This window comes from Janthinobacterium sp. ROICE36 (assembly GCF_002869965.1).
Classification (GTDB): Bacteria; Pseudomonadota; Gammaproteobacteria; order Burkholderiales; family Burkholderiaceae_D; genus Janthinobacterium.
Genome location: NZ_PEBS01000040.1, coordinates 23,171 through 47,309, shown reverse-complemented (window position 1 = coordinate 47,309; position 24,139 = coordinate 23,171). Strand labels below are relative to the sequence as shown.

The window sequence follows — 24,139 nt, the reverse complement described above, 5'->3', positions numbered from 1 at the left end:
CAATTATACGATTCCTGAATACTCGCCATAAGCTGCAAATACACCAAAAGTAACATCAAACTGGCGACGACCAGGACCCGCAGCACACATCATCGCACGGCACAGCGCCCGTCAATCTCTGGAGGAAGCATGAACCGCATTTTCAAACAACTCGGCTGGGCAGCGCTTGCGCTGGCCGGCGCCGGGTCCCTGGGCGTCGTCGCCCTGCAACGTGGCGAACCGATCAGCGCGATCTGGATCGTCATCGCCGCCGTCTGCGTCTACCTGATCGCCTACCGTTTCTACAGCCTGTTCATCGCCGACAAGGTGCTGGGCCTGGATCCTCGCCGCATGACGCCCGCCTTCAAGCACAACGATGGCCTCGACCACGTGCCGACGAATAAATATGTGCTGTTCGGCCACCATTTCGCGGCGATTGCCGGCGCCGGCCCCCTGGTCGGTCCCGTGCTGGCCGCGCAGATGGGCTATTTGCCCGGCATGCTGTGGATTTTGGCGGGCGTGGTGTTTGCCGGCGCCGTGCAGGATTTCATCGTGCTGTTCATTTCCATGCGCCGCGACGGCCGCTCGCTGGGCGACCTGATCAAAGCTGAACTGGGCGAAATTCCCGGCATGATCGCCTTGCTGGGCTGCTTCATGATCATGGTCATCATCCTGGCCGTGCTGGCCTTGATCGTCGTCAAGGCGCTGACCGGTTCCCCATGGGGCAGCTTCACCGTGATGGCGACGATTCCCATCGCCCTGTTCATGGGCGTGTACTCGCGCTTCATCCGCGTGGGCCGCATCGGCGAGATTTCCATCATCGGCTTCGTGCTGCTGATGCTGGCCATCATCGGCGGCCAGTACGTGCAGGAATCGGCCGTGCTGGGCCCGATCTTCACCTTCACGGGCACGGAACTGACCTGGATGCTGATCGGCTACGGCTTCATCGCCTCCGTGCTGCCCGTATGGCTGCTGCTGGCGCCACGCGACTATCTGTCCACTTTCCTGAAAATCGGCACGATCCTGGGCCTGGCCATCGGCATCATCGTCGTCGCGCCGTACCTGAAAATGCCGGCCATGACCAAGTTCATCGATGGCTCCGGCCCCGTCTGGTCGGGCAATCTCTTCCCCTTCCTCTTCATCACCATCGCCTGCGGCGCCGTTTCCGGCTTCCACGCGCTGATTTCTTCGGGCACCACGCCGAAGATGATTGAAAACGAAAGCCACGCCCGCTTCATCGGCTATGGCGCCATGCTGATGGAATCGTTCGTTGCCATCATGGCCCTGGTGGCCGCCTCGACCATCGAGCCGGGCATCTATTTCGCCATGAACAGCCCGGCCGCCCTGATCGGCACCACGGCCGAGTCCGCCGCACAGGCGATTTCGCAATGGGGTTTCTACGTGACGCCGGAAATGCTGACGCAAACGGCCAAGGATGTTGGCGAGCACAGCATCATCTCGCGCGCCGGCGGCGCACCGACCCTGGCAGTCGGCATGGCGCAGATTCTCTCGGGCGCCATCGGCGGCAAGGTCATGATGGCCTTCTGGTACCACTTTGCCATCCTGTTCGAAGCGCTGTTCATCCTGACAGCCGTGGATGCGGGTACGCGTGCGGGCCGCTTCATGCTGCAAGACTTGCTGGGCAGCTTCGTGCCTAGCCTGAAGCAGACGGAAAACGTCATCGCCAACCTGCTGGCCACGGGCCTGTGCGTGGCAGCCTGGGGTTACTTCCTGTACCAGGGCGTGGTCGATCCCTTGGGCGGCATCAACACCCTGTGGCCGCTGTTCGGCATCGCCAACCAGATGCTGGCGGCGATTGCCCTGATCCTCGGCACTTGCGTGCTGTTCAAGATGAAAAAGGGACAATACGCGTGGGTCACGATCACGCCGACCATCTGGCTGCTGCTGTGCACCCTGACGGCGGGCTGGCAAAAGATTTTCGACGCCAACCCGCGCGTCGGCTTCCTCGCGCATGCCAAGAAATACTCGGTGGCGCTCGATGAAGGCAGCTTGCTGGCGCCGGCCAAGTCGGTGGCGCAGATGCAGCAGATCATCTTCAACGATTACCTCGATGCCGGCCTGGCCGCCTTCTTCGTCATCGTCGTGATCAGCGTGCTGTTCTTCGGCATCCGCACCGTCATGAAGGCGCGCGCCGACAGCCAGCCTAGCACCAGGGAAACGCCGTTCCAGGCCATGCCCACGGTGCAATGATGCTAGACGAAATCATCAAGGCTGGACGGTATCTGGGACAAAGCATGCGGCTGATGTGCGGCTTGCCCGAGTACGACACCTATGTGGCGCACCGGGAAGTGACCCATCCCGGCGAGCCGATGATGACGTATGAAGAGTTCTTCCGCGAACGCCAGGAAGCCCGTTACGGCGGAGCTGGTAAACGCGGCGGCTGTTGTTAATAGTGGGGTCAGCCCCTTCGGGACTGACCCCACCCCTCGTTGTTTCATCTTCAGTAAGTTCCCCTCCCCTCGCTCCCCTTAGACCCACATCAATATCTGGGTGTGTCTTCGCGTCTATATTTTTCCAATAGGCATTAAAAAACAAACAATGGGCCGACCGGGGAAGCGCCGCAACCATGTTCAATTTCCAACGCTCCAGCATCAGCCAGAAGCTGACCATGATTTCGGTGCTGTCGTCGGGCTGCGCGCTGCTGCTGGTGTTCGTGGCGTTTGCGCTGACGTCCGTGCTCAGCCACAAAAACGATGAAGGCAAGCAATTGCTGTCGCTGGCGGGCGTGATCGGTGCGGCCAGTGCGGTGCCTTTGCTGGCGGGCAAGCCTGCCCAGGCGCAGGCGGAGCAGGTGCTGGCGGCGCTGGCGGCGCGCGACGAGATCACCCAGGCGGCCCTGTTCGACCGGGGCGGGCGCCTGTTCGCCCTGTACCGCGCGCCGCAGCGCGCCGAGGGATTGGCTACGCCGGAAGACATGGACCCGGCTTTGCTGGCCGACATGGCCGTGCAGCCCGTCACGCAGGGCGCGGGCACGACCCTGGCGCCGGCCATGCGTTTGTACCGTCCCGTCTACCGGCCAGGCGAGGCGCAACAGCTCATCGGCGCCGTGCTGATCGAAGCGGACCTGAACCACATGTGGCGCGATATCGGCCGCCACGTCGGCGCCATCGGCGGCGCCACCATGCTGTCCTTCCTGGTGGCCGTATTCCTCGCGCGGCGCTTCAAGAGCGTGATTGCCGAGCCGATCACCAAGCTGATTGATACAGCGCAAAAAGTGTCGAGCAGCCAGACCTACAGCCACCGCATCGCGCACCAGCGCAGCGACGAGCTGGGCATGCTGATCGACAGTTTCAACGACATGCTGGCGCAGATCGACAGCCGCGACAGCACCCTGGCCGATTACCGCGACCAGCTCGAACGCCAGGTGGGCGTGCGCACGGCGCAGCTGGAAAAGGCCAAGGACGCGGCCGAGGCGGCCAGCCAGGCGAAGAGCGCCTTCCTCGCCACCATGAGCCATGAAATCCGCACGCCCATGAATGGCGTGCTGGGCATGACGGAACTGCTGCTGGCCAGCCCTTTGAGCCCGCAGCAGCGCCACTACACGAGCATGGTGCAGCGCTCGGGACAGAACTTGCTGGTGATCATCAACGACATCCTCGACTTTTCCAAGATCGAAGCGGGCAAGCTGAGCGTGGAATACATCCGCTTCAATTTCCGCGAATTGCTCGACGACATAGAACACGTGTTCGCGCCGCAGGCGGAAGCGAAGAATATCAGTCTGGAATTCGCTATCGCGTTTGACATTCCCATCGCCATCTGCGGCGACCCGAACCGTTTGCGCCAGATCATCGTCAATCTGCTGGGCAATGCCATCAAGTTCACGGAAACGGGCAAGGTCACCGTGAAAGTGGCCGTGTGCAGCGAAGATGCGCCCAGCGTGGGCTTGCGCTTCGAGGTGCACGACACGGGCATCGGCGTATCGAGCGAGGCGCAGACGCGCATCTTCGAATCGTTCTCGCAGGCGGACGGCTCGACCACGCGCAAGCATGGTGGCACGGGCCTGGGACTGACGATCTCGAAACAGCTGGTGGAACTGATGGGCGGCACTATCGGCGTTGATAATGCTTTAACGCAAGGATCGATCTTCTGGTTCGAAGTAAATTTCGATAAGCGGCGCGTCGACAGCGACGACCCGTCCTTCAACCTGAAAACCACGCGAGGGTTACGCGCCTTGATCGTCGACCACACACCCGCCACGCGCGCCGTGCTGGAACGGCAGCTGGCCAGCTGGCACATCGTCAGCGACAGCGCCGGCACGGCCAGCGACTGCCTGGGCAAGCTGCGTTCAGCGGCGCAGGCGGGCACGCCGTATGCCGTGGCCCTGCTCGACATGGAATTGCCGCGCACCAGCGGCCTGGTCCTGGCCGCCACCATCAAGAGCGACCCGCTGCTGGCCGACCTCAAGCTTCTGCTGCTGAGCACGGAGCAGGCGGCCGCCGACCCCGTGCAGCGGCGCGAGGCGGGCGTGGCCTTTCAGCTGATCAAGCCGGCGCGCGAATGCGACCTGTTCGACTGCATCGTCACGCCGCCGCGCGCCAGCGAGGGCATGCGCATCCATCCGCCATACGCGGCGCGGCAGGTGGGCCGGCGCCAGCGCCGCCGCGTGCTGCTGGCCGAGGACAATCGCGTCAACGTGGAAGTAGCGCTGGCCATGCTCGACAGCCTGGGCCTGGACGTGGTGTGCGCGGGCAACGGCGAAGAAGCCTTGCAAGCGGCGCAGGCCGAGGATTTCGATCTGATCCTGATGGATTGCCAGATGCCCGTGATGGATGGCTTTGCCGCCACGGCGGAAATCCGCCGCCATGAACAGCAGTGCGGCCACGCGCGCGTGCTGCCCATCGTTGCCATCACGGCCAATGCGCTGCAGGGCGACCGCGAAGCATGCCTGGCGGCCGGCATGGACGATTACCTGAGCAAACCGTTCACGCAGCAGGAACTGGGCCACACGATCGCGCGCTGGATCACCCTGCCGCGCGCGGCCACTGTGCACCACAGCGACGCGCCGGAACCGCAAACACCGCAGGAGGCGCCACCCGAGGCGCAGCAGCCGGCGTCCGCCACCGCGTCCACGGGCCAGCCGCTGAACCGGCAGGCGCTGGAAAACATCCGCGCCCTGTCGCGCGCCGATGGCGATGCGCTGCTCGAACGGGTCATCCACGCGTTTACCAGCGAGACACCGCGCCAATTGACCGCCATGCGCGCAGCGATTGCCGGCGCGGATGCGGAAGCGCTGCGCAAGGCGGCCCACAGCCTCAAGTCCGGCAGCGCCAACGTGGGCGCCGATGGCCTGGCGCAGCTATGCAAGGAGATGGAAAAACTGGGCCGCGCCGGCAGTACCGAGGGCGCCGCTATCCTGCTGCAGCAGATGCAGCAAGCCTTCCTGGCCGTACGCGAATCGCTGAGCGCCATCCTCGTGAAGGAACACTGACATGACAGCGCCCCTGCCTCCCCCACGCGGCCTGGTGCTGGTCGCCGACGACGATCCCATGATGCGATTGCTGATGCGGCAAATGCTCACGCAGGTGGGCCTGGACGTGATCGAGGCCGAGGACGGCGTGCAGGCGCTGGCCTGCTACAAGCACAGCGGGCCGGACCTGGTCATGCTCGACGTCGACATGCCGGCCCTGGACGGCTTTGCCGTATGCCGCGAAATCCGCCGCCAGGAAGTGGGCGGCAGCGTGCCCATCATCATGGTCACGGGCGACGACGAGCTGGAAGCGGTCACGCGTGCCTACGAAGTGGGCGCCACGGATTTCATTTCCAAGCCCATCAACTGGCCCATCCTGGGCCATCGCGCGCTGTACGTGTTGCGCGCCAGCGATGCCATCGCCCGCCTGCGCATCGCCGACGCGCACAACCGCGCCGTGCTGGCCGCCATCCCTGACACCTTCTTTCGCTTGAACCGCGAGGGCATTTATCTCGACTATGAACAGCGGCACGACGCCAGCGCGGGCTTTTCCATCAGCGACTGCGTGGGCAGCCATATCGGCGACGTGCTGCCGCCCGAAATCGCCGCGCGCCTGCTGGACCAGGCGCACGCCGTGCTGGCCACGCAGCACATCGGCTCGGTCGACTACACGCTCACGCATGAAAACAGCACGCGCCATTTCGAAGCGCGCCTGGTGGCGACGGGGGCCGACGAGGTGCTGGGCCTGGTGCGCGACATCAGCGAGCGCAAGCGCACGGAAGAACAGATCCGCCGCCTCGCCTACTGCGACAGCCTGACGGGCATCCCCAACCGGCAAGCCTTCCTGGAAACGCTGGAACGCGAACTGCTACGTTCCAAAGAGCACGACAAGAAATTCGCCGTGCTGTTCATGGACCTCGATGCCTTCAAGCGCATCAACGATACCCTGGGCCACGACGTGGGCGACCATTTGCTCAAGGTAGTGTCCGGGCGCCTGCGCGAAACCATCCGCCCCAGCGACCTGGTGCTGCGCGCCGAACACGAGTTTGAGGCCAGTTCCGGCGCCAGCAACCTGGCGCGCCTGGGCGGCGACGAATTCACGATTTTGATTCCCGACCTGGAGCGGGTGGAAGATGCGCTCAACGTGGCGCAACGCGTCAAGGAAGCCATGCGGCGGCCCTTCATGATCGAGGGGCACGAGATTTTCGTCACGGCCAGCATCGGCATTTCGCTGTATCCGGAAGATGGCGAGGACTGTAATTCGCTGTTGAAATATGCGGACACGGCCATGTACCACGCGAAGAACTGCGGCAAGAACAACGCCAAGCTCTACAGCTCATCGCTGACGATGGAAATCATGAGCCACGTGAAAATGGAAGTGGGGCTGCGCAAGGCCTTGCAAAACAACGAGCTGTACTTGCTGTACCAGCCGCAGATCGATGTGCCCAGCACGCAGATCGTCGGCGTGGAAGCGCTGGTGCGCTGGCGCCATCCCGAGCGGGGCATCATTTCGCCCACGGAATTCATCCCCCTGGCCGAAGAGACGGGGCTGATCGTGCCCATCGGCGAATGGGTGCTGCGCACGGCCTGCAACCAGGCCAAGGCCTGGCAAAGCGATGGCGGGCGCGCCATCCGCATGGCCGTGAACCTGTCGGCCAAGCAATTCAAGGATGAAAACCTGATGCAAATCGTGCTCTCGGCCCTGGCCGACACGGGCCTCGATGCGCGCCTGCTGGAACTGGAATTGACGGAAGGAACGTTGATGGACGATGCGCGCGCCACCATGGTGACCCTGGAGCAATTGCGCGGCATCGGCGTCTACCTGTCGATCGACGACTTCGGCACGGGCTACTCGTCGATGAATTATTTAAAACGCTTCGACGTGCGGGCCTTAAAAATCGACAAGAGTTTTATCGCCGGCTTGCCTCAGGATATGGAAAACGCGGCCATCACGCGCGCCATCATCGCCATGGCGCATGGCTTGAAGATGGTGGTGGTGGCCGAGGGCGTGGAGACGGACGAGCAGTTGCTGATGCTGGAAGAATATGGCTGCGACATGGCGCAAGGCTATTTCCTGGGCCACCCGTCGCCGCACGACACGATCACGGCCATGCTGGTCAGGCAGGCCGACCAGCTGGCCAGCCTGGAAACTAGAGCACTTCAAAGGCAAGGATTTGCGTGACTTGCTGCGCGTTGAAATTGTCGTCGGAAATCATCACCAGGCTACGGCGGCCATTTTCCAGGCGCGGTCCCCAGCTGATGCCTTCGATATTGTCGACTCTTTCAAGGCCGATCTTTTCCAGGTCCAGCAGCAATCGCTTGCGCGCCGGCACATAGGCCGCGCCCGCCAGAGCCGCGATGGACTGGATATCGGTGGCGCCATCCGTTTCCATCTCGTAGATGCGCACGTGATTCGTATACACGCCGTCGGCGTGTTCCACGCCGGCCCGCTCCACCACCAGCACCTGATGCTCATTCACGGCGAGGATTTCCGACACGCCATTGTCCGCTTCGCGTCCCGGCGCGGGCCGCGACGCCACCGGCTCAATCGGATAGGCATACTGGCGCAGCACGGTGCCCGCGCGGTCCAGGCGCGTGATGCGCACCACGGAGCCGCGCTCGGGCGTGGCCAACGGGCCATCCTGGTACAGGGCCGCTTCCATGCCCAGCCACAAACTCTTGCCATCCGACGAGAACGACAGTGCCTCGAAGCTCAAGTTGTTGCGCGAGCCGATTGCATCCTTCGAGACCTTGAACATGGCAGGCGTGGGCAAGGTGGCCAGGTAATGGCCACCGCTATCGGCGTGGCGCACGAAGGGGTGCAAGCCCACCTTGCGGTTGCCTTCGCTGCCGTACCACAGGCTGCCGTCCTGCGGATCGACGCGGATGGATTCGATGTCGGGCACCTGGTCGCCATTCTCCAGCATGGCATGTGCCAGGTTCGGATAGCGGCTGCCGTCGGGCTGCGTGAAGAAATGCACGCTGCTCAGGGTCACGCCCGTAAACGCCTTGCTGTCGTAGCGGAGCGCGGCGCGGTAAAAGCGGGCCGGATTGATTTCCGAGCGGTCATCGCTTTCCATCACCCAGCTCTTGTTGGCCGCATCGTAATCGATGCCGGACAGGCCGCCCACCGTGGTGCCCTCGAACGCGTGTCTGAGCGCGATGCGCTGTTCGCCGATCAGGCGCAGGGCCGTGATCGGCGCATCGTGGGGGAAGCTGGCGCAGGCGGAGAGGGCGATGGCGGCGGACGCCAGGGCAAGCACGCTACGCGCGCGGTGCAACAATGGAGGCATGATCGGTATCATTGAGTCAGCAGGGCGTGGCTTACACCACGCCATCGGTCTTGAGCCGCGCGATGGCGGCCGCGTCATAGCCGAGCGAAGCCAGCACTTCATCGTTGTGCTGGCCCAGGGTCGGTCCCAGCCACTGGGTCTTGCCCGGCGTGGCGGACAGTTTCGGGCTGATGGCAGGCAATTTGACGGGCGTGCCGTCGGCGAAATGGTGTTGTTCGAACATATTGCGGGCGAGAAACTGCGGATCGCTCAGCATGTCGCGCACGGAGTAAATTTTTCCGGACGGCACGTCGGCCGCCTTCAGCACGGCCAGCGCGCTATCGATCGTATGCGTGGCGCACCAGGCGCCGATGGCGTCGTCGATTTCCTGCGTGCGCGCCACGCGGCCATCGTTGCGCGCCAGCTGCGGGTCGCCGGCCATGTCGATGCGGCCCATGGCCAGCATCAAACGCTTGAAGATGGCGTCGCCGTTGCCGGCAATCACTATGTTTTCCCCGTCGCCTGTCGTGTAGGTATTCGACGGTACGATGCCGGGCAAGGAACCGCCCGTGCGCTCGCGCACCACGCCCGCCTGGTCGTATTCGGGCACCAAGGACTCCATCAAGTTGAACACGGATTCGTACAGGGCCACGTCGACCATCTGCCCTTCCCCTTGCTCGCGCCCGCCAGTCACGTCGCGGTGGCGCAGGGCCATCATGGCGCCGATCACGCCGTGCAGGGCCGCCACCGAGTCGCCGATGGACACGCCCACGCGCACAGGCGGCCGGTCGGCAAAGCCGGACACATAGCGCAGGCCGCCCATGGATTCGCCGATGGCGCCGAAGCCCGGTAAATCCTTCATCGGACCCGTCTGGCCAAAGCCGGACAGGCGCACCATGATGAGGGAGGGCTTGTCCTTCTTCAACTGCTCATAGCCGAGATCCCACTTTTCCAGCACGCCGGGGCGGTAATTCTCGACGATGATGTCCGCTTCCAGGGCCAGCTGACGGGCGATGGCCCGGCCTTCCTGCGTTTTCAGGTTCAAGGTCAGACTTTTCTTGTTGCGCGCCTGCACCGACCACCACAGCGAGGTGCCATCTTTCAGCACGCGCCAGGTACGGATGGGATCGCCGCCATCGGGCGACTCGATCTTGATCACGTCGGCGCCGAATTCAGCCAGCATGCGGGCGCAGAACGGCCCCGCGATCAGGGTGCCCAGTTCGAGGACTTTGATGCCCGTCAAGGGACCAGTGTTCGCGGAGGATACTGTCATATTGTGCTCAGGTTGCCCTGCGGTCGAGCATCGCGCGGGCAATCGTGCCAGCGTCGACGTATTCCAGTTCGCCGCCCACGGGCACGCCGCGGGCCAGACGGCTCACGCGCAAGCCCCGCGCCTTCAGCATTTCGCTGATGTAATGGGCCGTCGCTTCGCCTTCATTCGTAAAATTGGTGGCCAGCACCACTTCACCAACCACGCCATCGTTGGCGCGGCCCAGCAATTTTTCGAGGTGGATATCTTTCGGGCCGATGCCGTCCAGCGGAGAGAGCCGCCCCATGAGGACGAAATACAGGCCCTTGTAGGTCAGCGTCTGCTCGATCATCAACTGGTCGGCGGGCGTTTCCACCACGCACAGCAAGCGCTTGTCGCGCTCTTCGTCGAGACAGGTCTCGCACACTTCGTGTTCGGTAAAGGTATTGCACAGGCCGCAGTGATGCACGGCATCGACGGCCTGGAACAGGGCGCGCGACAGCATGGCCGCGCCTTCCCTATCGTGCTGCAACAAATGAAAGGCCATCCGCTGCGCCGACTTGGGGCCGACGCCGGGCAGGCGCCGCAGCGCCTCGGTCAAAAATTCAAGCGACTTGGACATGGATCAACCCTGCCCCGAGCCACAGATCGAGCGCATGCGGTATGGCATCAGAATGGCATTTTGAAGCCGGCTGGCAAGTTCATGCCGCCGGTCAAGCCTGCCATTTTTTCCGCGGACGTCGCTTCCGCCTTGCGCACGGCGTCGTTGAAGGCGGCAGCCACCAGGTCTTCCAGCATGTCCTTGTCGTCAGCCAGCAGCGACGGGTCGATGGAAACGCGCTTGACGTCGTTCTTGCACGTCATGACGATTTTCACGAGGCCGGCGCCGGACTGGCCTTCCACTTCCACCAGCGCCAGTTGTTCCTGAGCCTTTTTCATGTTGTCTTGCATTGCTTGCGCCTGCTTCATCAGGCCAGCCAGTTGATTTTTCATCATAAGAATGCTCCGTTAATTCAGTTTGTGAGTGTGTTAATCATCAATGCAGGGTCGGCGCGGCGGAGCCGGCCGGTGCAGGGGTAATCGTTCCCGGCACGACAAAAGCGTCGAATGCACGCTTCATGTCGAGCACGAAGGGGTCGCTGGCGATGGTTACTTCCGCTTGCAGCTGGCACGCCTCGCGGTGCGCCTGCGCTTCCGCGCTGGCCGTGTACCAGACGGCGCCCAGTTCCGTATCGACCGCAACCTTGCGGCCAAAGCGCTCGGTGAGCGCGGCCGCCAGTTTTTCCACGTTGGCCGGGCTGCGCCACGTGTCGATCGGTACGCGCAGGCGGAACGTGGTGCTGTGACCATCGTGCAGGCATTCGATCAGCTCGGCCTGCACGGCCAACTGCTGAGCCACGCCGCGCAGCGGCAGCACGGCGGCGACGGCCGGCCAGTTGCCATCCCAATCGAGGCCCGGCACGGGCGTGATCACATACGGTCCGCTGGGCGCGGCTTGCTTGGCGGCACGCTGCGGCATGACGACGGCGGGCTGCTCGGAACTCTGTGCGGCTGGCGCCGCCACGGCAGCAGAGGCGCTATCGTCGGAAAATTCGGTGACCCACGGCGGCAAGTCGTCGTCGGCGGGCGCCTGCTGTGGCGGCGGAGCGGCAGGACGTGCCTGCTGCACGGGCGCTTCCATGACGGCCACAGGCGGCGCATCGTCCCACGGCGCCGGCGCTTTCGCTGCGGCGGGCGGTGGTGGCGGCGCTGCCTGAACGGGCGCTGCCGGAGCTGGCGTGGCTACGGCAGCAGCCGGTGCCGGTGCGCAGGCAGCTGGCTTGGGCGCCGACGATGGTGCCGATGGCGTGCTGCCCGGACGGCCTTTCGAGGCCGCGCGGGCCGCTTCCAGCGCCGCATTGATGGCGGCGCGGGCGGAGCTGATGGGGACGCCCGATGCGGCCGGAGCCGCAGCAGCCGGAGCGGCGGCTGGCGGCGGGACAGTTACAGGTGCGGGTGCTGGTGCGGGTGCGGGCACGCGTGGCGGCGCTTCGCTGCGGGCCATGCTGGCGGCAGCGGCAGCCACCACGGCCGATGGCGCCGCGGTGCCAGCCGTCACGGCCGCGTGACTGGCCACGCTGTTCGTGGCAGCGCGGGCTGCCGGGACCGACGCCCCTGCCGCGGCGCGCGCGGCGGCCACGGCAGCGGGACGGTTGCCCGTTGCAGCGGCAGGTGCTGCCGCCGGCACGCCATCGGCGCCGCCTATGCCGGGCCGAAAGGCCAGCATGCGCAGCAAAGTCATGGTAAAGCCCGCGTATTCGTCGGGCGCCAGGCCCAGTTCATTGCGGCCATGCACGGCGATCTGGTAAAACAGCTGCACTTCTTCCGCGTCAAACGCGCCGGCCAGGCGCACGATGTCCGCGTATTCAGGCAAATCCTGCGGCAAGGCGGCCGGCACGGTTTGCGCCAGCGCAATGCGGTGCAATAAAGTGCCCAAATCTTGCAGGGCGCCGTTGTAGGACAGGCTGCGCGAGGCCATCTCGTCGGCCACTGCCAGCAGATCGGCGCCATCCTGCTGCGCCAGCGCGTCGAGCAGGCGCACCAGGTAGGATTGGTCAAGCGCGCCCAGCATGCCTTGCACGGCATCCAAGGTCACTGCGCCGGCCGCGTAAGCAATGGCCTGGTCCGTCAGCGACAGGGCATCGCGCATGGAACCGTGGGCGCCCTGGGCCAGCAGGCGCAAGGCCGGCTGTTCGAAGGCGATGCCTTCCTGTCCCAGGATATTGTCCAGGTGACTGATGATGTGGCCGGGCGGCATCTGCTTGAGGTTGAACTGCAGGCAGCGCGACAGCACGGTCACGGGAATCTTTTGCGGGTCCGTCGTGGCCAGGATGAACTTGACGTGCTCGGGCGGCTCTTCCAGGGTTTTCAGCATGGAATTGAAGGCGTGGTTCGTCAGCATGTGCACCTCATCGATCATATAGACCTTGAAGCGCGCATTGCTTGGCGCGTAGACCGCTTGTTCCAGCAACTGCGCCATTTCATCGACGCCGCGGTTCGATGCCGCATCCATCTCTATATAGTCGACAAAGCGTCCCGCATCGATCGCCGTGCACGCTTCGCACACGCCGCAAGGCTGGGCTGTGATGCCGCCCGTGCCATCGGGGCCGATGCAATTGAGCGATTTGGCCAGGATGCGCGACAGGGTCGTTTTGCCGACGCCGCGCGTGCCCGTGAACAAATAGGCGTGATGCAATCGACCGCTGTGCAAGGCATGCGTGAGCGCGCGCACGACGTGCTCCTGGCCGACGAGCGTCTCGAAATTCTTGGGGCGGTATTTACGGGCGAGGACTTGATAGGACATGCTGAGATTTTACCATGCGAGTTGCGGTGTGATCCTGCGCGGCGGGCGCAAGCCTCATGGCCGGGCCAAGTCATGTTTAAGTAAAACTTGGCAAACGCGGCAAAGCAGCAATTGTATAACATGGCCACCTAGAAACAGGGAAAACACGGCAAGCCCGGCCATGCTGCGGCGCCACGGGAAAATGTAGCCTTAAAAGCAAAAAAGCTGCCCATGGCAGCTTGATTGATGATACGGATAAAACATTCCCGAAGGAGGCGAGCCTGATCTGCGGCACTCATGGTTAATAGCCGTGGCTGCTTCGTTCCCGACCTGACCAGGTTAGCCATGCCACGATGCGCAGGGGCCCGCCAGGGACAATTATAACCGGTCTGGGGCAGATTGGGGAAGCAAGCTGAAATCCGGTGTCAGACCCCCGATCGCGTTGGCAATGCTCTTTGTGTTATCGGTGCTGAGGGTCTGACCCCAGCCCTTCAAGGATTGCCTTACAGCCCCAGTTTTTGCCAGATGCTGTCAACCTTCGCCTTCACTTCCGGCGTCATGGCAATCGTCGTGCCCCACTCGCGCGTTGTTTCGCCCGGCCATTTATTCGTCGCGTCGATGCCCATCTTGCTGCCCAAGCCACTGACCGGCGAGGCGAAGTCCAGGTAATCGATGGGCGTGTTGTCGACCAGCGTCGTGTCGCGGATGGGGTCGACCCGCGTGGTGATGGCCCAGATGACCTCTTTCCAGTCGCGGATATTCACGTCTTCGTCGACCACCACGATGAACTTGGTATACATGAACTGGCGCAAGAAGCTCCACACGCCGAACATCACACGCTTGGCATGGCCTGCGTACTGTTTCTTGATCTGCACCACGGCCATGCGGTAGCTGCAGCCTTCGGGTGGCAAGTAAAAATCCGTGATTTCGCTGAACTGCTTTTGCAGCAGGGGCACGAACACTTCGTTCAGGGCCAGCCCCAGCACGGCCGGCTCGTCCGGCGGTTTGCCCGTGTACGTGGAGTGATAGATGGGATCGCGGCGCATGGTGATGCGGTCGATGGTAAAGACGGGGAAACTGTCCTGCTCATTATAGTAACCCGTGTGATCGCCATACGGCCCTTCCAGCGCATGTTCGTAGCCGCTCGGATGGTTTTCATCCGGGTAGATATGGCCTTCGAGCACGATTTCAGCCGAGGCGGGCACGCGCAGCTCGCTGCCGATGGCTTTCACCAGCTCCGTGCGGCTGCCGCGCAGCAAGCCGGCGAACTGGTATTCGGACAGACTGTCCGGCACCGGCGTCACGGCCCCTAATATAGTAGCGGGATCGGCGCCCAACGCGACGGCGATCGGATACGGCTTGCCCTTGCTTTGAAGCGCATGCTCGCGGAAGTCCAGCGCCCCGCCCCGATGGGCCAGCCAGCGCATGATGACCTTGTTGCGTCCCAGCACTTGCTGGCGGTAAATGCCCAGGTTTTGCCGCTTCTTGTTCGGGCCCTTGGTGATCACCAGGCCCCAGGTAATCAGGGGGGCGATATCGCCGGGCCAGCAATGCTGGATGGGCAGGCGCGCCAGGTCGACGTCGTTGCCTTCCCAGACGATTTCCTGGCACTTCGCGCCGCGCAACTCTTTCGGCGACATATCCCACACGGATTTCACCAGCGAGCCCAGGCCCAGCAAATCCTTGAAATCCTTCGGCGGTTCCGGCTCCTTCAGGCGTGCCAGCACATGGCCGATCTTGCGCAGCTCGCTGACATCTTCCGCCCCCATGCCCAGCGCCACGCGGCGCGTGGTGCCGAACAGATTGCCCAGCACCGGCATCGTGTGTCCGGTCGGATGATTGAACAGCAAGGCCGGTCCACCTGCGCGCAAGGTGCGGTCGCAAACCTCCGTCATCTCCAAAATAGGTGAAATGGGGGTCGAAATGGGCTTAAGTTCACCCATTTGTTGCAGTTGGGAAATAAAATCTCGCAAATCTGAATATTTCATGTGTTTTTAATTTTTTTGACGTCGGACGCCGTTGCTGAAGGATCTATGCCAAGTAATTGATTTTATTGGCTTTTGGCACAATGCAAGACAAAAAGTAAGACATAAAAGTAATAAAGAATCGATTCTTTAGTATTGACTTGATATAAAACGGCTTCTACAATTCGCCCAACTTGAAAGAGCACGCCGGCCCAGAGCTTGATTTTAGCGTTTCTCTTTCATTCACGGAGTCGGGGCTCCACATGACATTTTAAGGAGTGTTTTCAAAAGGCGTCTGCCTTACCCCCGGTAAAAGTTGTATTGCGACTGATCCAATACCAAAACGGGACCGATCAGCTCAAGCAAGCAATGACGGCGTTTCTCGCACGCATCCATACGCGGCGGAAACGATGATATTTCTGATGCACGGCATTGGCAGCACCCACAACACCGCGAGACCGCAGAGGGACTGCCTGTTGACGCGACATTTCGGGGAACTCTATGACTCATCGTAGCACTGAAGCAGCATTGCCTGCTTCAACCGTGGCTGTCCAGCCAGCGTTGGCGCGTTTGCGCGCCCGCGCACAAGCCATTTCGGCACGTGGCGTATTGACCACGGCGCAACACACACTGACCGTCTTCGGCATTTCCGCCCTGGCACTGATCGCCCTGCTGATGTTCCGCCCCGACTTGGGCAAGCAACTGACGCACAGCCTGTTCCCGCTGCCCATGACAGAGGCGCAAGCCGTTGAAGCACCGGCCCTGTCGGCACTGATGGAAGCGCCGGCTTCCGTGCAAATGGCCGCCGCCGGCGAGGCGCCGCTGAGCAAGGAAGAAAAAGCCTTGCTGGGCACGCAAAAGCAGCAGCAATGGGTCACCAACTGGCTCTCCAAGCGCTACCGCGTGGCCAACGATGCCACCAATATGCTGGTATCGACGGCCTATCTGACGGCCCGCGAAATCAAGCTGGACCCGCTGCTGATCCTGGCGGTGATGGCCATCGAATCGGGCTTGAACCCGTTCGCCGAAAGCCCGGTGGGTGCGCAAGGCTTGATGCAAGTCATGTCGAAAGTGCACCATGAGCGCTTCCAGGAAATGGGCGGCGTGCAAGCAGCCCTCAATCCCGTGGCCAACATCCGTGTCGGCTCCCTGATCCTGAAAGACTACGTCACGCGTGGCGGTTCCGTCGAAGCGGGCCTGAAAACCTATGTGGGCGCCGCCAACTTCACCACCGACTCGGGCTACGGCTCGCGCGTGCTGGCAGAATACCGCCGGCTGAAACAAGTGTCGGCCGGCCAGCGCGTGCCAACCACGACGCCAGTGATGGCATCGAACACGCCAGCGCCAGCCAAGACCCCTGCAGCGGAAAGCGGCAACATGACCATCAAGATTGCACCGCACAACGAGATCGCGGGTCTCTGATCCCCCTGCGCCCCTTTAAAAGCCCTCACAGGGGCGTCCAAAAGAAAAGCCACCAGCACTTGCGTGCGGTGGCTTTTCTTTTGCCCTGCGGCCTTAGCCGCAGGAACTACTTTCTCTCTTACTTGCGCTTGTTGGCGTTGACTTCTTCCTCGCGGAATTTCACTGCCAGCTTGTCCAGCACGCCGTTCACATACTTGTGGCCATCGATGCCGCCAAACGACTTGGCCAGCTCGACCGCTTCGTTGATGACGACGCGGTAGGGGATTTCCATGTTGTTCTTCAGCTCGAAAGCGCCGATCAGCAGGATGCCGTGTTCGATCGGCGACAGTTCCGTGATATTGCGGTCGATCAAGGGTGCCATGCTGTCGCGCAGCGCCAGCGAATCCTTGATGGCGCCGTACAGCAGCACCGTGAAATGATCGCCATCGGCCTTGTCGAAACCATGCGCGGCGCGAATATTGTTCACGACGGTGGTCGCGTCTTCATTGTTCAGCAGCCACTGGTACACGCCCTGCAGCGCGAACTCGCGCGCGCGGTGACGCGGCGTGCGGTTTTTGCTGGGATTGGCGAGCAAATTTTTCTCAGTCATGATTGTTACCTGTTTTTAAATACGTATCTACTGCAAATAGTGACGAATACCGCGGCGCACTGTTGGACAGCACGCTGCGGCGCAAGCACGATTAATCTTCGTCTGTGTCTTGCAACTCTTCTAGCGCTTGCGCTAAATTAGCCATTTCCACTGCCACGCGTGCCGCTTCGGCTCCCTTGACCAGCATGCGCACTTCCGCCTGCTCATCGTTTTCGGTCGTCAACACTGCATTGGCGATGGGGATGCCGTAATCGAGACCGATGCGCGTGATGCCCGCGCCCGATTCGTTCGATACCAGCTCGAAGTGGTAAGTTTCACCGCGAATCACGGCGCCCAGTGCGATCAGGGCGTCGAATTGCTCGGTTTCTGCCATTTTTTGCAGAATCAGTGGGATTTCCAGGGCGCCCGGCACGGTCACGTGCAGGATATCTTCATCGGCCACGCCCAGCTTGCTCAACTCTTCCAGGCATGCCGACAGCAAGCCACCACCGACGATTTCATTGAATCGTGCCTGGACGATACCGACGCGCAAACCTTGGCCGGCAAAATTGGTTTCATAGGTTCCTACGCTCATCATATGCCTCTTTAATTTGGTGGTTCAGGGCGGCATGCACATGCCGTCATCGTTTACTTTCACATCGACGAATCGCGACGCGCAATAGATTTAGTCAGGCGTCTGGCCTGGATGGCACTGAAAACCCGTCACTTCCAGGTCGAAACCGGCCATCGACGGCATCTTGCGGGGGCTGGCCAGCAATTGCATCTTGCTCACGCCCAGGTCGCGCAGGATTTGCGCGCCGATACCATAGCTGCGCAAGTCCATGCTGGCGGCGCGGCCTTTCGGCTTGGATTGTGGCGTGTCCAAGGCGGCGAACTGGGCAAACAGCTCGCCCGACGTCTCGCCGCAGTTCAGCAAGACCATCACACCCCGTTCAGCCTGCTTGATGGCAGCCATCGAGGCAGCCACCGTCCACGAATGGGTGGTCGCTTCGCTTTCCAGCACGTCCAGCAGGGAAACCGGTTGGTGCACGCGCACCAGCGCTTCCAGGCTGGGCGCCAGGTCGCCATGCACGAGGGCCAGGTGGGCCGACGCGCTGGGCTTGTCGCGGAACGCGATCAAACGGAATTCACCATGCGCCGTGTGCAGGGTACGCTCGGCAACGCGCTCGACCAGGGACTCCGTCTGGCTGCGATAATGGATCAGGTCGGCAATCGTGCCGATTTTCAGGCCATGTTGCTCGGCAAACACCAGCAAGTCCGGCAGGCGCGCCATGGTGCCGTCGTCCTTCATGATTTCGCAAATCACGGACGCGGGCGTCAAGCCGGCCATGGCCGTCAAGTCGCAGCCGGCTTCCGTATGGCCTGCGCGCATCAGCACGCCGCCCTTTTGCGCTTTCAGGGGGAAGATATGGCCAGGCTGGACGATATCGCTGGGCTGCGTGCCCTTGGCCACGGCGACCTGGATGGTCTTGGCGCGGTCGGCGGCGGAAATGCCCGTCGTCACGCCTTCGGCCGCTTCGATCGAGACGGTAAAGTTGGTGCCGTAGGCGGTGCCGTTGCGCGACGTCATCATCGACAGGTTCAGCTCGTCGCAACGCTCTTCCGTCAGGGTCAGGCAGACCAGGCCGCGCGCATGCGTGATCATGAAATTGATGGCTTCAGGCGTCACGAAATCGGCGGCAAGCACCAGATCGCCTTCATTTTCCCGGTCTTCTTCATCGACCAGTATCACCATGCGGCCGGCGCGCAATTCAGCGACGATCTCTTCGGTGCTGGATATAGACATTATTCATCCTCTTAAGACGCCTGGCAAAAACCTGCTGCGCGTCGGTATAGGCAGCCTGCGATGCTCACCGTAGCTTCGTACGGTTGCGCTTCTCAGCCATCTTTCCCTTCCGCTCGCGACGGTTTTGCCGGGCGTTGTTAATGTAACTAAAAACTGAACCTGAAACTGAAACATCAAGCGCGAATATTCCGCAGATTTCCGGGAATTTTCTTATAACCTGCTATTTTAAAGGATTTAGCGCTTGCGGACCTGAAATAAGACAGGTTTTGCGGCACGGGCGCCGCCTGCCCCACAAAGCGCCGATTCCCCGATCCAGCGCAAACGGCGACGCTAACACGCGCGCCGCCGGCCTTGCAAAGAGCATAAGATCAGCCAGTCACCGCCACGGCGCTGACACCCCACTCGCAGCGATACCCCACACAGGAGCGGCAATATGAAAACCAACGGATCGGCCATCTGGTCAGGCGGCATCAAGGACGGCAAGGGCGCCATCAGCACGCGCAGCGGCGCCTTGCAGGAATATCCCTACGGCTTTGCCAGCCGCTTCGAAGGCAAGCCCGGCACCAATCCCGAAGAATTGATCGGCGCCGCCCACGCGGGCTGCTTCACCATGGCCCTGTCGCTGATCCTCGGCGAAGCGGGCCTGACGGCGGAAAAGATGGAAACGACGGCCGAAGTCACCTTGGACAAGGTGGACGACGGTTTCGCCATCACGGCCGTCCACCTGACCCTGAAAGCAAAGATACCGGGCGCCGACCAGGCCAGATTCGAGGAATTGACGGGCAAGGCCAAGGCCGGCTGTCCCGTGTCGAAGTTACTTAAAGCTAACATTACCCTGGACGCCAGCCTGCTGCCCTAGATTTTAGGCACCGGCTTGACGGGCGCCACGGCAGCGACGGGCGCCACCAGCGGCAGGCGCGAGTCGCTGGCCGGCAATGGCCGGTTCATCAAGCCGGGATTGAGGGCGGCAACATTCAAGTTATACGCGGCGATGGCCGCCGCCACGGACGGGTCTTGCGATGAAGGCGGCGGCACGACCATGCCCGCAGCTTGTGCGGCCAGTTCTTGCGCCTGGGCATTTTGCTGGGCCAGCTGGGCTTGCGCCGTCGCCAGGCCCGCATCGGCTTGCACTTGCGCTGCGCCTGCCAGCGATTGTGCCCGGTCGGACGCCGTCTGTATCGCCCGCGCGGCCTCCTCCTGCTGCGCCTGCTGATCGGTATTCATGCGTTCGCTGTCGATGCGCTGGGCATCCACGCGCTGGCTGTCTACCCGCTGCGCCTGCAGCAAGTCCTGCTCATCGATGGTGACGGCTGCCGGCACCGCCGGCCGCAATTCCTGCAAGTCGAGGTTTAGCTCTTCCGTTTCCAGCTGCTGCTGCAGTTCGAATTGCCGTTGTGCAATGGCAGCAGTTTGTGCCGGCGCCCCTTGAAGCGTGGCCTGCACGGCGCTGGCCGGCAGTGCTTCGCCCGTCAAATCCGCTACCACAACGGCAGCCAGCGGCGCGCCCTGTTGCTGGACCAGCACGGCACCCACCTGCGCCAACACATCCGTTCCCTGTTGCAGGGCATCCAGGGTGGCTTGGCTGTCGGCCGCATACGCGGCCTGCAAAGTGGCTGCATTAACATCTTCATTGCGCAAATCGATGCCCATGCGGGCCAGCTGTGCTTGCGTGAGCAAGCTGCCGTCCTGCGCCAACGCGGCCGTTGCATCCGTGGTGCCGTCGCCCGACAACAAATCGTAGCGCTGCGCCAGGCTGCCCGGCGTGTCGCCAGCCGTCGCCAGCTGGCTGGCATCGATGCCGCTCGTTTGCAACTGGGTGAACGATTCCGTCAGCTGCCGCGCCAGCGCCAGCAAGTCGTCATTGACATTCACGGGGGTATTTGCCGCTCTGGCCTCATCCGTGGCGCCCTGCAAGGCCAGCAGTTGCCGGCGCGACAAGGCCACGCCGGACAGGAACTGGCCCAGCGGGGAGATGTCGACCTGGGTCGAGGACAGGCTGGCAAGAGCCGCCGCCGCGCTGGACGGCGGCACGGGCAGCGCCGGCGCCAGCGGCGCTAGAGGTGCCGTTGCGCCCACGCCTGACGTTGCCGGGATGGTGTTGGGCACGGTTGCGCGCGAAATCGGGTCCATGGTTAGCCTCCACTGGGGAAAGCTTCATAGTATGCGCGTCTGCAGGAAAAGCAACACCCGCTTGGCAAGGCGGTGGCTGTGTTGCGGTGTTCTTATATCAGGCGGCAGCCTTGTCCAGCGACAGCATGCGCTCGACATAGCGGGCGATCAGGTCGATTTCCAGGTTCACCTGGCCATCGACCGTCAGGTGTTTCAGGGTCGTCATGGCGATGGTGTGGGGAATCAGGTTGATCGAGAAGCGGCAGCCATTGACGGCGCCCGCGCCCAGGTCTTCCACGCGGTTGACGGTCAGCGACACGCCATTGACGACGACGGAACCCTTGAAGGCCAGGTATTTCGCCAGTTCGTGCGGCGCTTCGATGAGCAGTTCCCACGATTCGCCCACGGCTTCGAACTTGCGCACGGTACCCAGGCCGTCGACGTGGCCCGACACCAGGTGGCCGCCCAGGCGCTCGGCCAGGGTCAGGGCCTTTTCCAGGTTCACTTCCGTGGTGGTATCGAGGCCCACGGTGCAATTGAGGCTTTCGCGCGAGACATCGACGGCAAAGCCCGTATCCGATTTTTCCACCACCGTCATGCAGGCGCCATTGATGGCGATCGAATCACCCAGGGCTACATCGGCCAGCGGTAGTCCGCCCGCGTGGATGCTCAGGCGCACGCCGGCATCGAGGCCGCCTTCGAGTGCTTGCACGGTTTCAATCTTGCCAATGGCGGCAACAATTCCTGTAAACATGGAGCTAACCCTATCGTTAAAAGTATGAAAATATTAATTGCGCTGGGCGAATCTTGCAAGGATACGCACATCTTCGCCCACTTGCTGAACCTGGTGAAATTGCAAAGTGCGCTGCTGTTTGATATCCGTCAATGCGGGCAAGGAAAACATGCCTTGCGCATCGCCCAGCAAGGTGGGCGCCAGGTAGACCAGCAACTCATCGACGCAGCCTTCGCGGATCAGCGAGCCGTTCAGCCGGGTGCCGGCCTCGACGTGGACTTCATTAATTTGCCGGCGCCCCAGCTCCAGCATCAGCGCGGCCAGGTCGACCTTGCCGTCCGCGTTTGGCAACAGAATGACTTCCGCGCCCAGGGCGCGCAGCTGCGCTTCTTTCCCGGGATGGGCGATGGCCGCCACGATCCACGTGCCGCCGCCCTGCAAGATGCGCGCATCGAGGCTGATGTCGAGCCGGCTATCGATGACGATGCGGCGCGGCTGGCGCGGCGTCTCGACGGCGCGCACGTTCAATTGCGGGTCGTCGGCCTTGACCGTGCCGATGCCCGTCAGGATGGCGCAGGCGCGCGCGCGCCACGCATGACCGTCGGCACGCGCTGCCGGCCCCGTGATCCACTGGCTTTGTCCATTGTGCAAGGCCGTCATGCCGTCCAGGCTGGCTGCCGTTTTCATGCGTACCCACGGCTTGCCGCGCTGCATGCGGGAAAAGAAGCCGATATTCATTTCATGCGCTTCGTCCGCCAGCACGCCCGTGGTGACGGCGATGCCGGCCGCTTGCAGCTTGGCCAGCCCCTGCCCCGCCACCAGCGGGTTCGGGTCCGTCATGGCGGCCACGACACGCCCCAGCCCCGCGCGCACGAGCGCATCGGAACAGGGCGGCGTGCGGCCATGGTGGTTGCACGGCTCCAGCGTGACGTAAGCCGTGGCGCCGCGCACATCGTTGCCGCGCGCCGCCGCATTTGCCAGCGCTTGCACCTCGGCATGATCCTGTCCCGCCGCCTGCGTCACGCCGGCGCCGATCACCTGGCCATCCCGGACGATCACGCAGCCGATGCGGGGATTGGGCGAGGTCGTGTATAAACCGCGCGCCGCCCATTCCAGCGCCAGGCGCATGCCATCGATATCGTTGAGTATTTCCACGGGCTTCTTTGCTAGTGAGTGATAAATGAGTGACAGGAGAGTCGCTTACGAACTGTCGGCCACGCCGCTGCAATTGGTCGCTTGCTGCTGCGGGTCGCACACGCGCACCCTGCCCAGCATATTGATTTTAATATGGCGCACCTGCTTTCCCAACGTCAGGGACAAGGTGCCCCAGCGCGCCGCCAGGCTATTGCTCGCGCTGCAACTGCGTCCTGCGCCATTGTAGGCGATATAAAACGGTGCCGTGGCCGATGAAAACGCGAACTGGGCCGTGATGCCCGCCGGCAGCGGCGCCTGGCGGAACAGCAACTCGTCGCCGTCGTCGAATGCCAGGTCGGTATTGCGGTCGATAAAGACCAGCCAGCCCGTGCCCCAGTCCGTGCCGCCAAGCCCGGCCGGCATCAGCAGTACGCGCTGTCCGCGCGCCATCGCCTGTGCCCGCGTCAATTCGATGGCCGAAAACAAGTCCGTGGCCGCCGCCCGCAGCTGCTGGCGCGCCAGCACCTGCTGCAAGCCGGGCATGGCAGCGGCCGCCAACAGCGCAGCCATCGCCAGCACGGCCAGCAATTCGAGCAAGGTATGCCCCGTCCCGGGTGGACGCTTGCGTGCAGCCATGGCCTAGGGCCAGCAATGGCTGGCGGGGCCGCTGCTGCCGCGCTGGCCCGTGCTGCTCAAGGACAGAATGCCGCAATCGGCATCCTGGAACTGCGCATCGACTTTGGCGGTGCCCGGCATGGCCCGCAAGAGCACGCATTGCCCGATCGTCAAGCCGGGACAGGCCAGCGCCTCGATTTCATACGCGCTGCCGGCCGCGCTGGCAGCCGGTCCGTCGCCGGACCACCACGGAAACGGCGGCGCCGGCGAAGCCGATGAAAATGCCAGATAGTGATTGTTTTGCGAATAATAGCGTTCCTGCTGCTGCATCAGCCGCAGCAGGGCAGCCTGCCCCTGCACGCGTCTGGCGCGCACGATATGGCCATGGTAGGCGGGCACGGCCAGCGCCAGCAGCAGGCTCATGATCGCCAGCGCGGCCAGCAGTTCGATCAGGCTGAAGCCCGGGAGGCCGCCACCGTTTGCAGCGGACCAGTTCCGCCTTGCCAGTGCCCCCATGCGACATCCCTCCCTTGCTAA

At 62.8% G+C, this 24,139-nt stretch carries 20 protein-coding genes and 1 other RNA gene; 6 read left to right on the top strand and 15 right to left on the bottom strand.

All coding sequences use genetic code 11. The features are described 5' to 3' along the window. The first annotated feature begins 129 nt into the window (after window positions 1-129). The 4 genes from CSZ94_RS16870 (at window position 130) to CSZ94_RS16855 (ending at window position 7,589) form a co-directional block, all read left to right on the top strand. Window positions 130-2,190 (top strand): carbon starvation CstA family protein, encoded by a 2,061-nt coding sequence (locus tag CSZ94_RS16870; protein WP_102122564.1) that lies wholly within the window; start codon window positions 130-132, stop codon window positions 2,188-2,190. Continuing rightward, on the top strand, window positions 2,190-2,390 hold the full coding sequence (locus tag CSZ94_RS16865; protein WP_076570667.1) for a YbdD/YjiX family protein: 201 nt from the start codon (window positions 2,190-2,192) through the stop codon (window positions 2,388-2,390). Before CSZ94_RS16870 ends, CSZ94_RS16865 begins: the two co-directional genes overlap by 1 nt. Window positions 2,391-2,566: 176 nt before the next feature. Then, a complete protein-coding gene (locus tag CSZ94_RS16860; protein ID WP_102122563.1) occupies window positions 2,567-5,428 on the top strand; it encodes a response regulator in 2,862 nt (953 codons plus the stop codon). Between the two features lies 1 nt (window position 5,429). Further along, entirely contained in the window at window positions 5,430-7,589 is a 2,160-nt protein-coding gene (locus CSZ94_RS16855; protein ID WP_102122562.1) for a putative bifunctional diguanylate cyclase/phosphodiesterase, read from the top strand. Here CSZ94_RS16855 and CSZ94_RS16850 read toward each other — a convergent pair. The 7 genes from CSZ94_RS16850 to ubiD all read right to left on the bottom strand — a co-directional run bounded on the left by CSZ94_RS16850 (window position 7,558) and on the right by ubiD (window position 15,238). Then, on the bottom strand, window positions 7,558-8,700 hold the full coding sequence (locus tag CSZ94_RS16850; protein ID WP_102122576.1) for an esterase-like activity of phytase family protein: 1,143 nt from the start codon (window positions 8,698-8,700) through the stop codon (window positions 7,558-7,560). The genes CSZ94_RS16855 and CSZ94_RS16850 overlap by 32 nt on opposite strands. 31 nt (window positions 8,701-8,731) lie before the next feature. Beyond that, window positions 8,732-9,952 (bottom strand): CaiB/BaiF CoA transferase family protein, encoded by a 1,221-nt coding sequence (locus CSZ94_RS16845; protein ID WP_102122561.1) that lies wholly within the window; start codon window positions 9,950-9,952, stop codon window positions 8,732-8,734. Window positions 9,953-9,959: 7 nt separating this feature from the next. Then, the gene (gene recR / locus CSZ94_RS16840) at window positions 9,960-10,550 is read right to left on the bottom strand and encodes a recombination mediator RecR (RefSeq protein ID WP_071078710.1); all 591 of its coding nucleotides are present in this window, start codon (window positions 10,548-10,550) and stop codon (window positions 9,960-9,962) included. 47 nt (window positions 10,551-10,597) lie between these two features. Next, window positions 10,598-10,924 carry a YbaB/EbfC family nucleoid-associated protein gene (locus tag CSZ94_RS16835; protein ID WP_034759121.1) on the bottom strand — a complete coding sequence of 109 codons (327 nt, stop codon included), beginning with the start codon at window positions 10,922-10,924 and terminating at the stop codon, window positions 10,598-10,600. 40 nt (window positions 10,925-10,964) lie between these two features. Then, on the bottom strand, window positions 10,965-13,271 hold the full coding sequence (gene dnaX / locus CSZ94_RS16830; RefSeq protein ID WP_102122560.1) for a DNA polymerase III subunit gamma/tau: 2,307 nt from the start codon (window positions 13,269-13,271) through the stop codon (window positions 10,965-10,967). Window positions 13,272-13,521: 250 nt separating this feature from the next. Further along, window positions 13,522-13,620: signal recognition particle sRNA small type (gene ffs / locus CSZ94_RS16825), an RNA gene on the bottom strand. A gap of 133 nt (window positions 13,621-13,753) precedes the next feature. Beyond that, on the bottom strand, window positions 13,754-15,238 hold the full coding sequence (gene ubiD, locus CSZ94_RS16820; RefSeq protein WP_102122559.1) for a 4-hydroxy-3-polyprenylbenzoate decarboxylase: 1,485 nt from the start codon (window positions 15,236-15,238) through the stop codon (window positions 13,754-13,756). 477 nt (window positions 15,239-15,715) lie between these two features. Between ubiD and CSZ94_RS16815 the strand changes: the two genes are divergently transcribed. Next, window positions 15,716-16,636 (top strand): lytic transglycosylase domain-containing protein, encoded by a 921-nt coding sequence (locus CSZ94_RS16815; RefSeq protein ID WP_180977511.1) that lies wholly within the window; start codon window positions 15,716-15,718, stop codon window positions 16,634-16,636. 118 nt (window positions 16,637-16,754) lie between these two features. On the opposite strand, the gene nusB is transcribed toward CSZ94_RS16815, so the two are convergent. The 3 genes from nusB to ribBA all read right to left on the bottom strand — a co-directional run bounded on the left by nusB (window position 16,755) and on the right by ribBA (window position 19,011). Continuing rightward, a complete protein-coding gene (nusB, locus tag CSZ94_RS16810; protein WP_102122557.1) occupies window positions 16,755-17,225 on the bottom strand; it encodes a transcription antitermination factor NusB in 471 nt (156 codons plus the stop codon). A gap of 91 nt (window positions 17,226-17,316) precedes the next feature. Then, window positions 17,317-17,799, bottom strand: a complete 483-nt coding sequence (gene ribH, locus CSZ94_RS16805; protein WP_102122575.1) for a 6,7-dimethyl-8-ribityllumazine synthase — start codon at window positions 17,797-17,799, stop codon at window positions 17,317-17,319. A 90-nt stretch (window positions 17,800-17,889) separates the two neighbouring features. Then, a complete protein-coding gene (gene ribBA, locus CSZ94_RS16800; RefSeq protein WP_102122556.1) occupies window positions 17,890-19,011 on the bottom strand; it encodes a bifunctional 3,4-dihydroxy-2-butanone-4-phosphate synthase/GTP cyclohydrolase II in 1,122 nt (373 codons plus the stop codon). Window positions 19,012-19,444: 433 nt separating this feature from the next. Here ribBA and CSZ94_RS16795 point away from each other — a divergent pair, with 433 nt between their 5' ends. Next, on the top strand, window positions 19,445-19,870 hold the full coding sequence (locus tag CSZ94_RS16795; protein ID WP_102122555.1) for an OsmC family protein: 426 nt from the start codon (window positions 19,445-19,447) through the stop codon (window positions 19,868-19,870). On the opposite strand, the gene CSZ94_RS16790 is transcribed toward CSZ94_RS16795, so the two are convergent. The 5 genes from CSZ94_RS16790 to CSZ94_RS16770 form a co-directional block, all read right to left on the bottom strand. Next, window positions 19,867-21,141 (bottom strand): hypothetical protein, encoded by a 1,275-nt coding sequence (locus CSZ94_RS16790; RefSeq protein WP_102122554.1) that lies wholly within the window; start codon window positions 21,139-21,141, stop codon window positions 19,867-19,869. The genes CSZ94_RS16795 and CSZ94_RS16790 overlap by 4 nt on opposite strands. A 97-nt stretch (window positions 21,142-21,238) precedes the next feature. Then, window positions 21,239-21,874 carry a riboflavin synthase gene (locus CSZ94_RS16785; RefSeq protein WP_102122553.1) on the bottom strand — a complete coding sequence of 212 codons (636 nt, stop codon included), beginning with the start codon at window positions 21,872-21,874 and terminating at the stop codon, window positions 21,239-21,241. Window positions 21,875-21,907: 33 nt separating this feature from the next. Beyond that, window positions 21,908-22,981: a bifunctional diaminohydroxyphosphoribosylaminopyrimidine deaminase/5-amino-6-(5-phosphoribosylamino)uracil reductase RibD gene (gene ribD, locus CSZ94_RS16780; RefSeq protein ID WP_180977513.1), complete on the bottom strand. Its 1,074-nt coding sequence runs from the start codon at window positions 22,979-22,981 to the stop codon at window positions 21,908-21,910. Window positions 22,982-23,053: 72 nt separating this feature from the next. Continuing rightward, window positions 23,054-23,623 (bottom strand): GspH/FimT family protein, encoded by a 570-nt coding sequence (locus CSZ94_RS16775; RefSeq protein WP_258001036.1) that lies wholly within the window; start codon window positions 23,621-23,623, stop codon window positions 23,054-23,056. Between the two features lie 3 nt (window positions 23,624-23,626). After that, a complete protein-coding gene (locus tag CSZ94_RS16770; protein ID WP_102122550.1) occupies window positions 23,627-24,118 on the bottom strand; it encodes a type IV pilin protein in 492 nt (163 codons plus the stop codon). Between the last annotated feature and the right edge of the window lie 21 nt (window positions 24,119-24,139).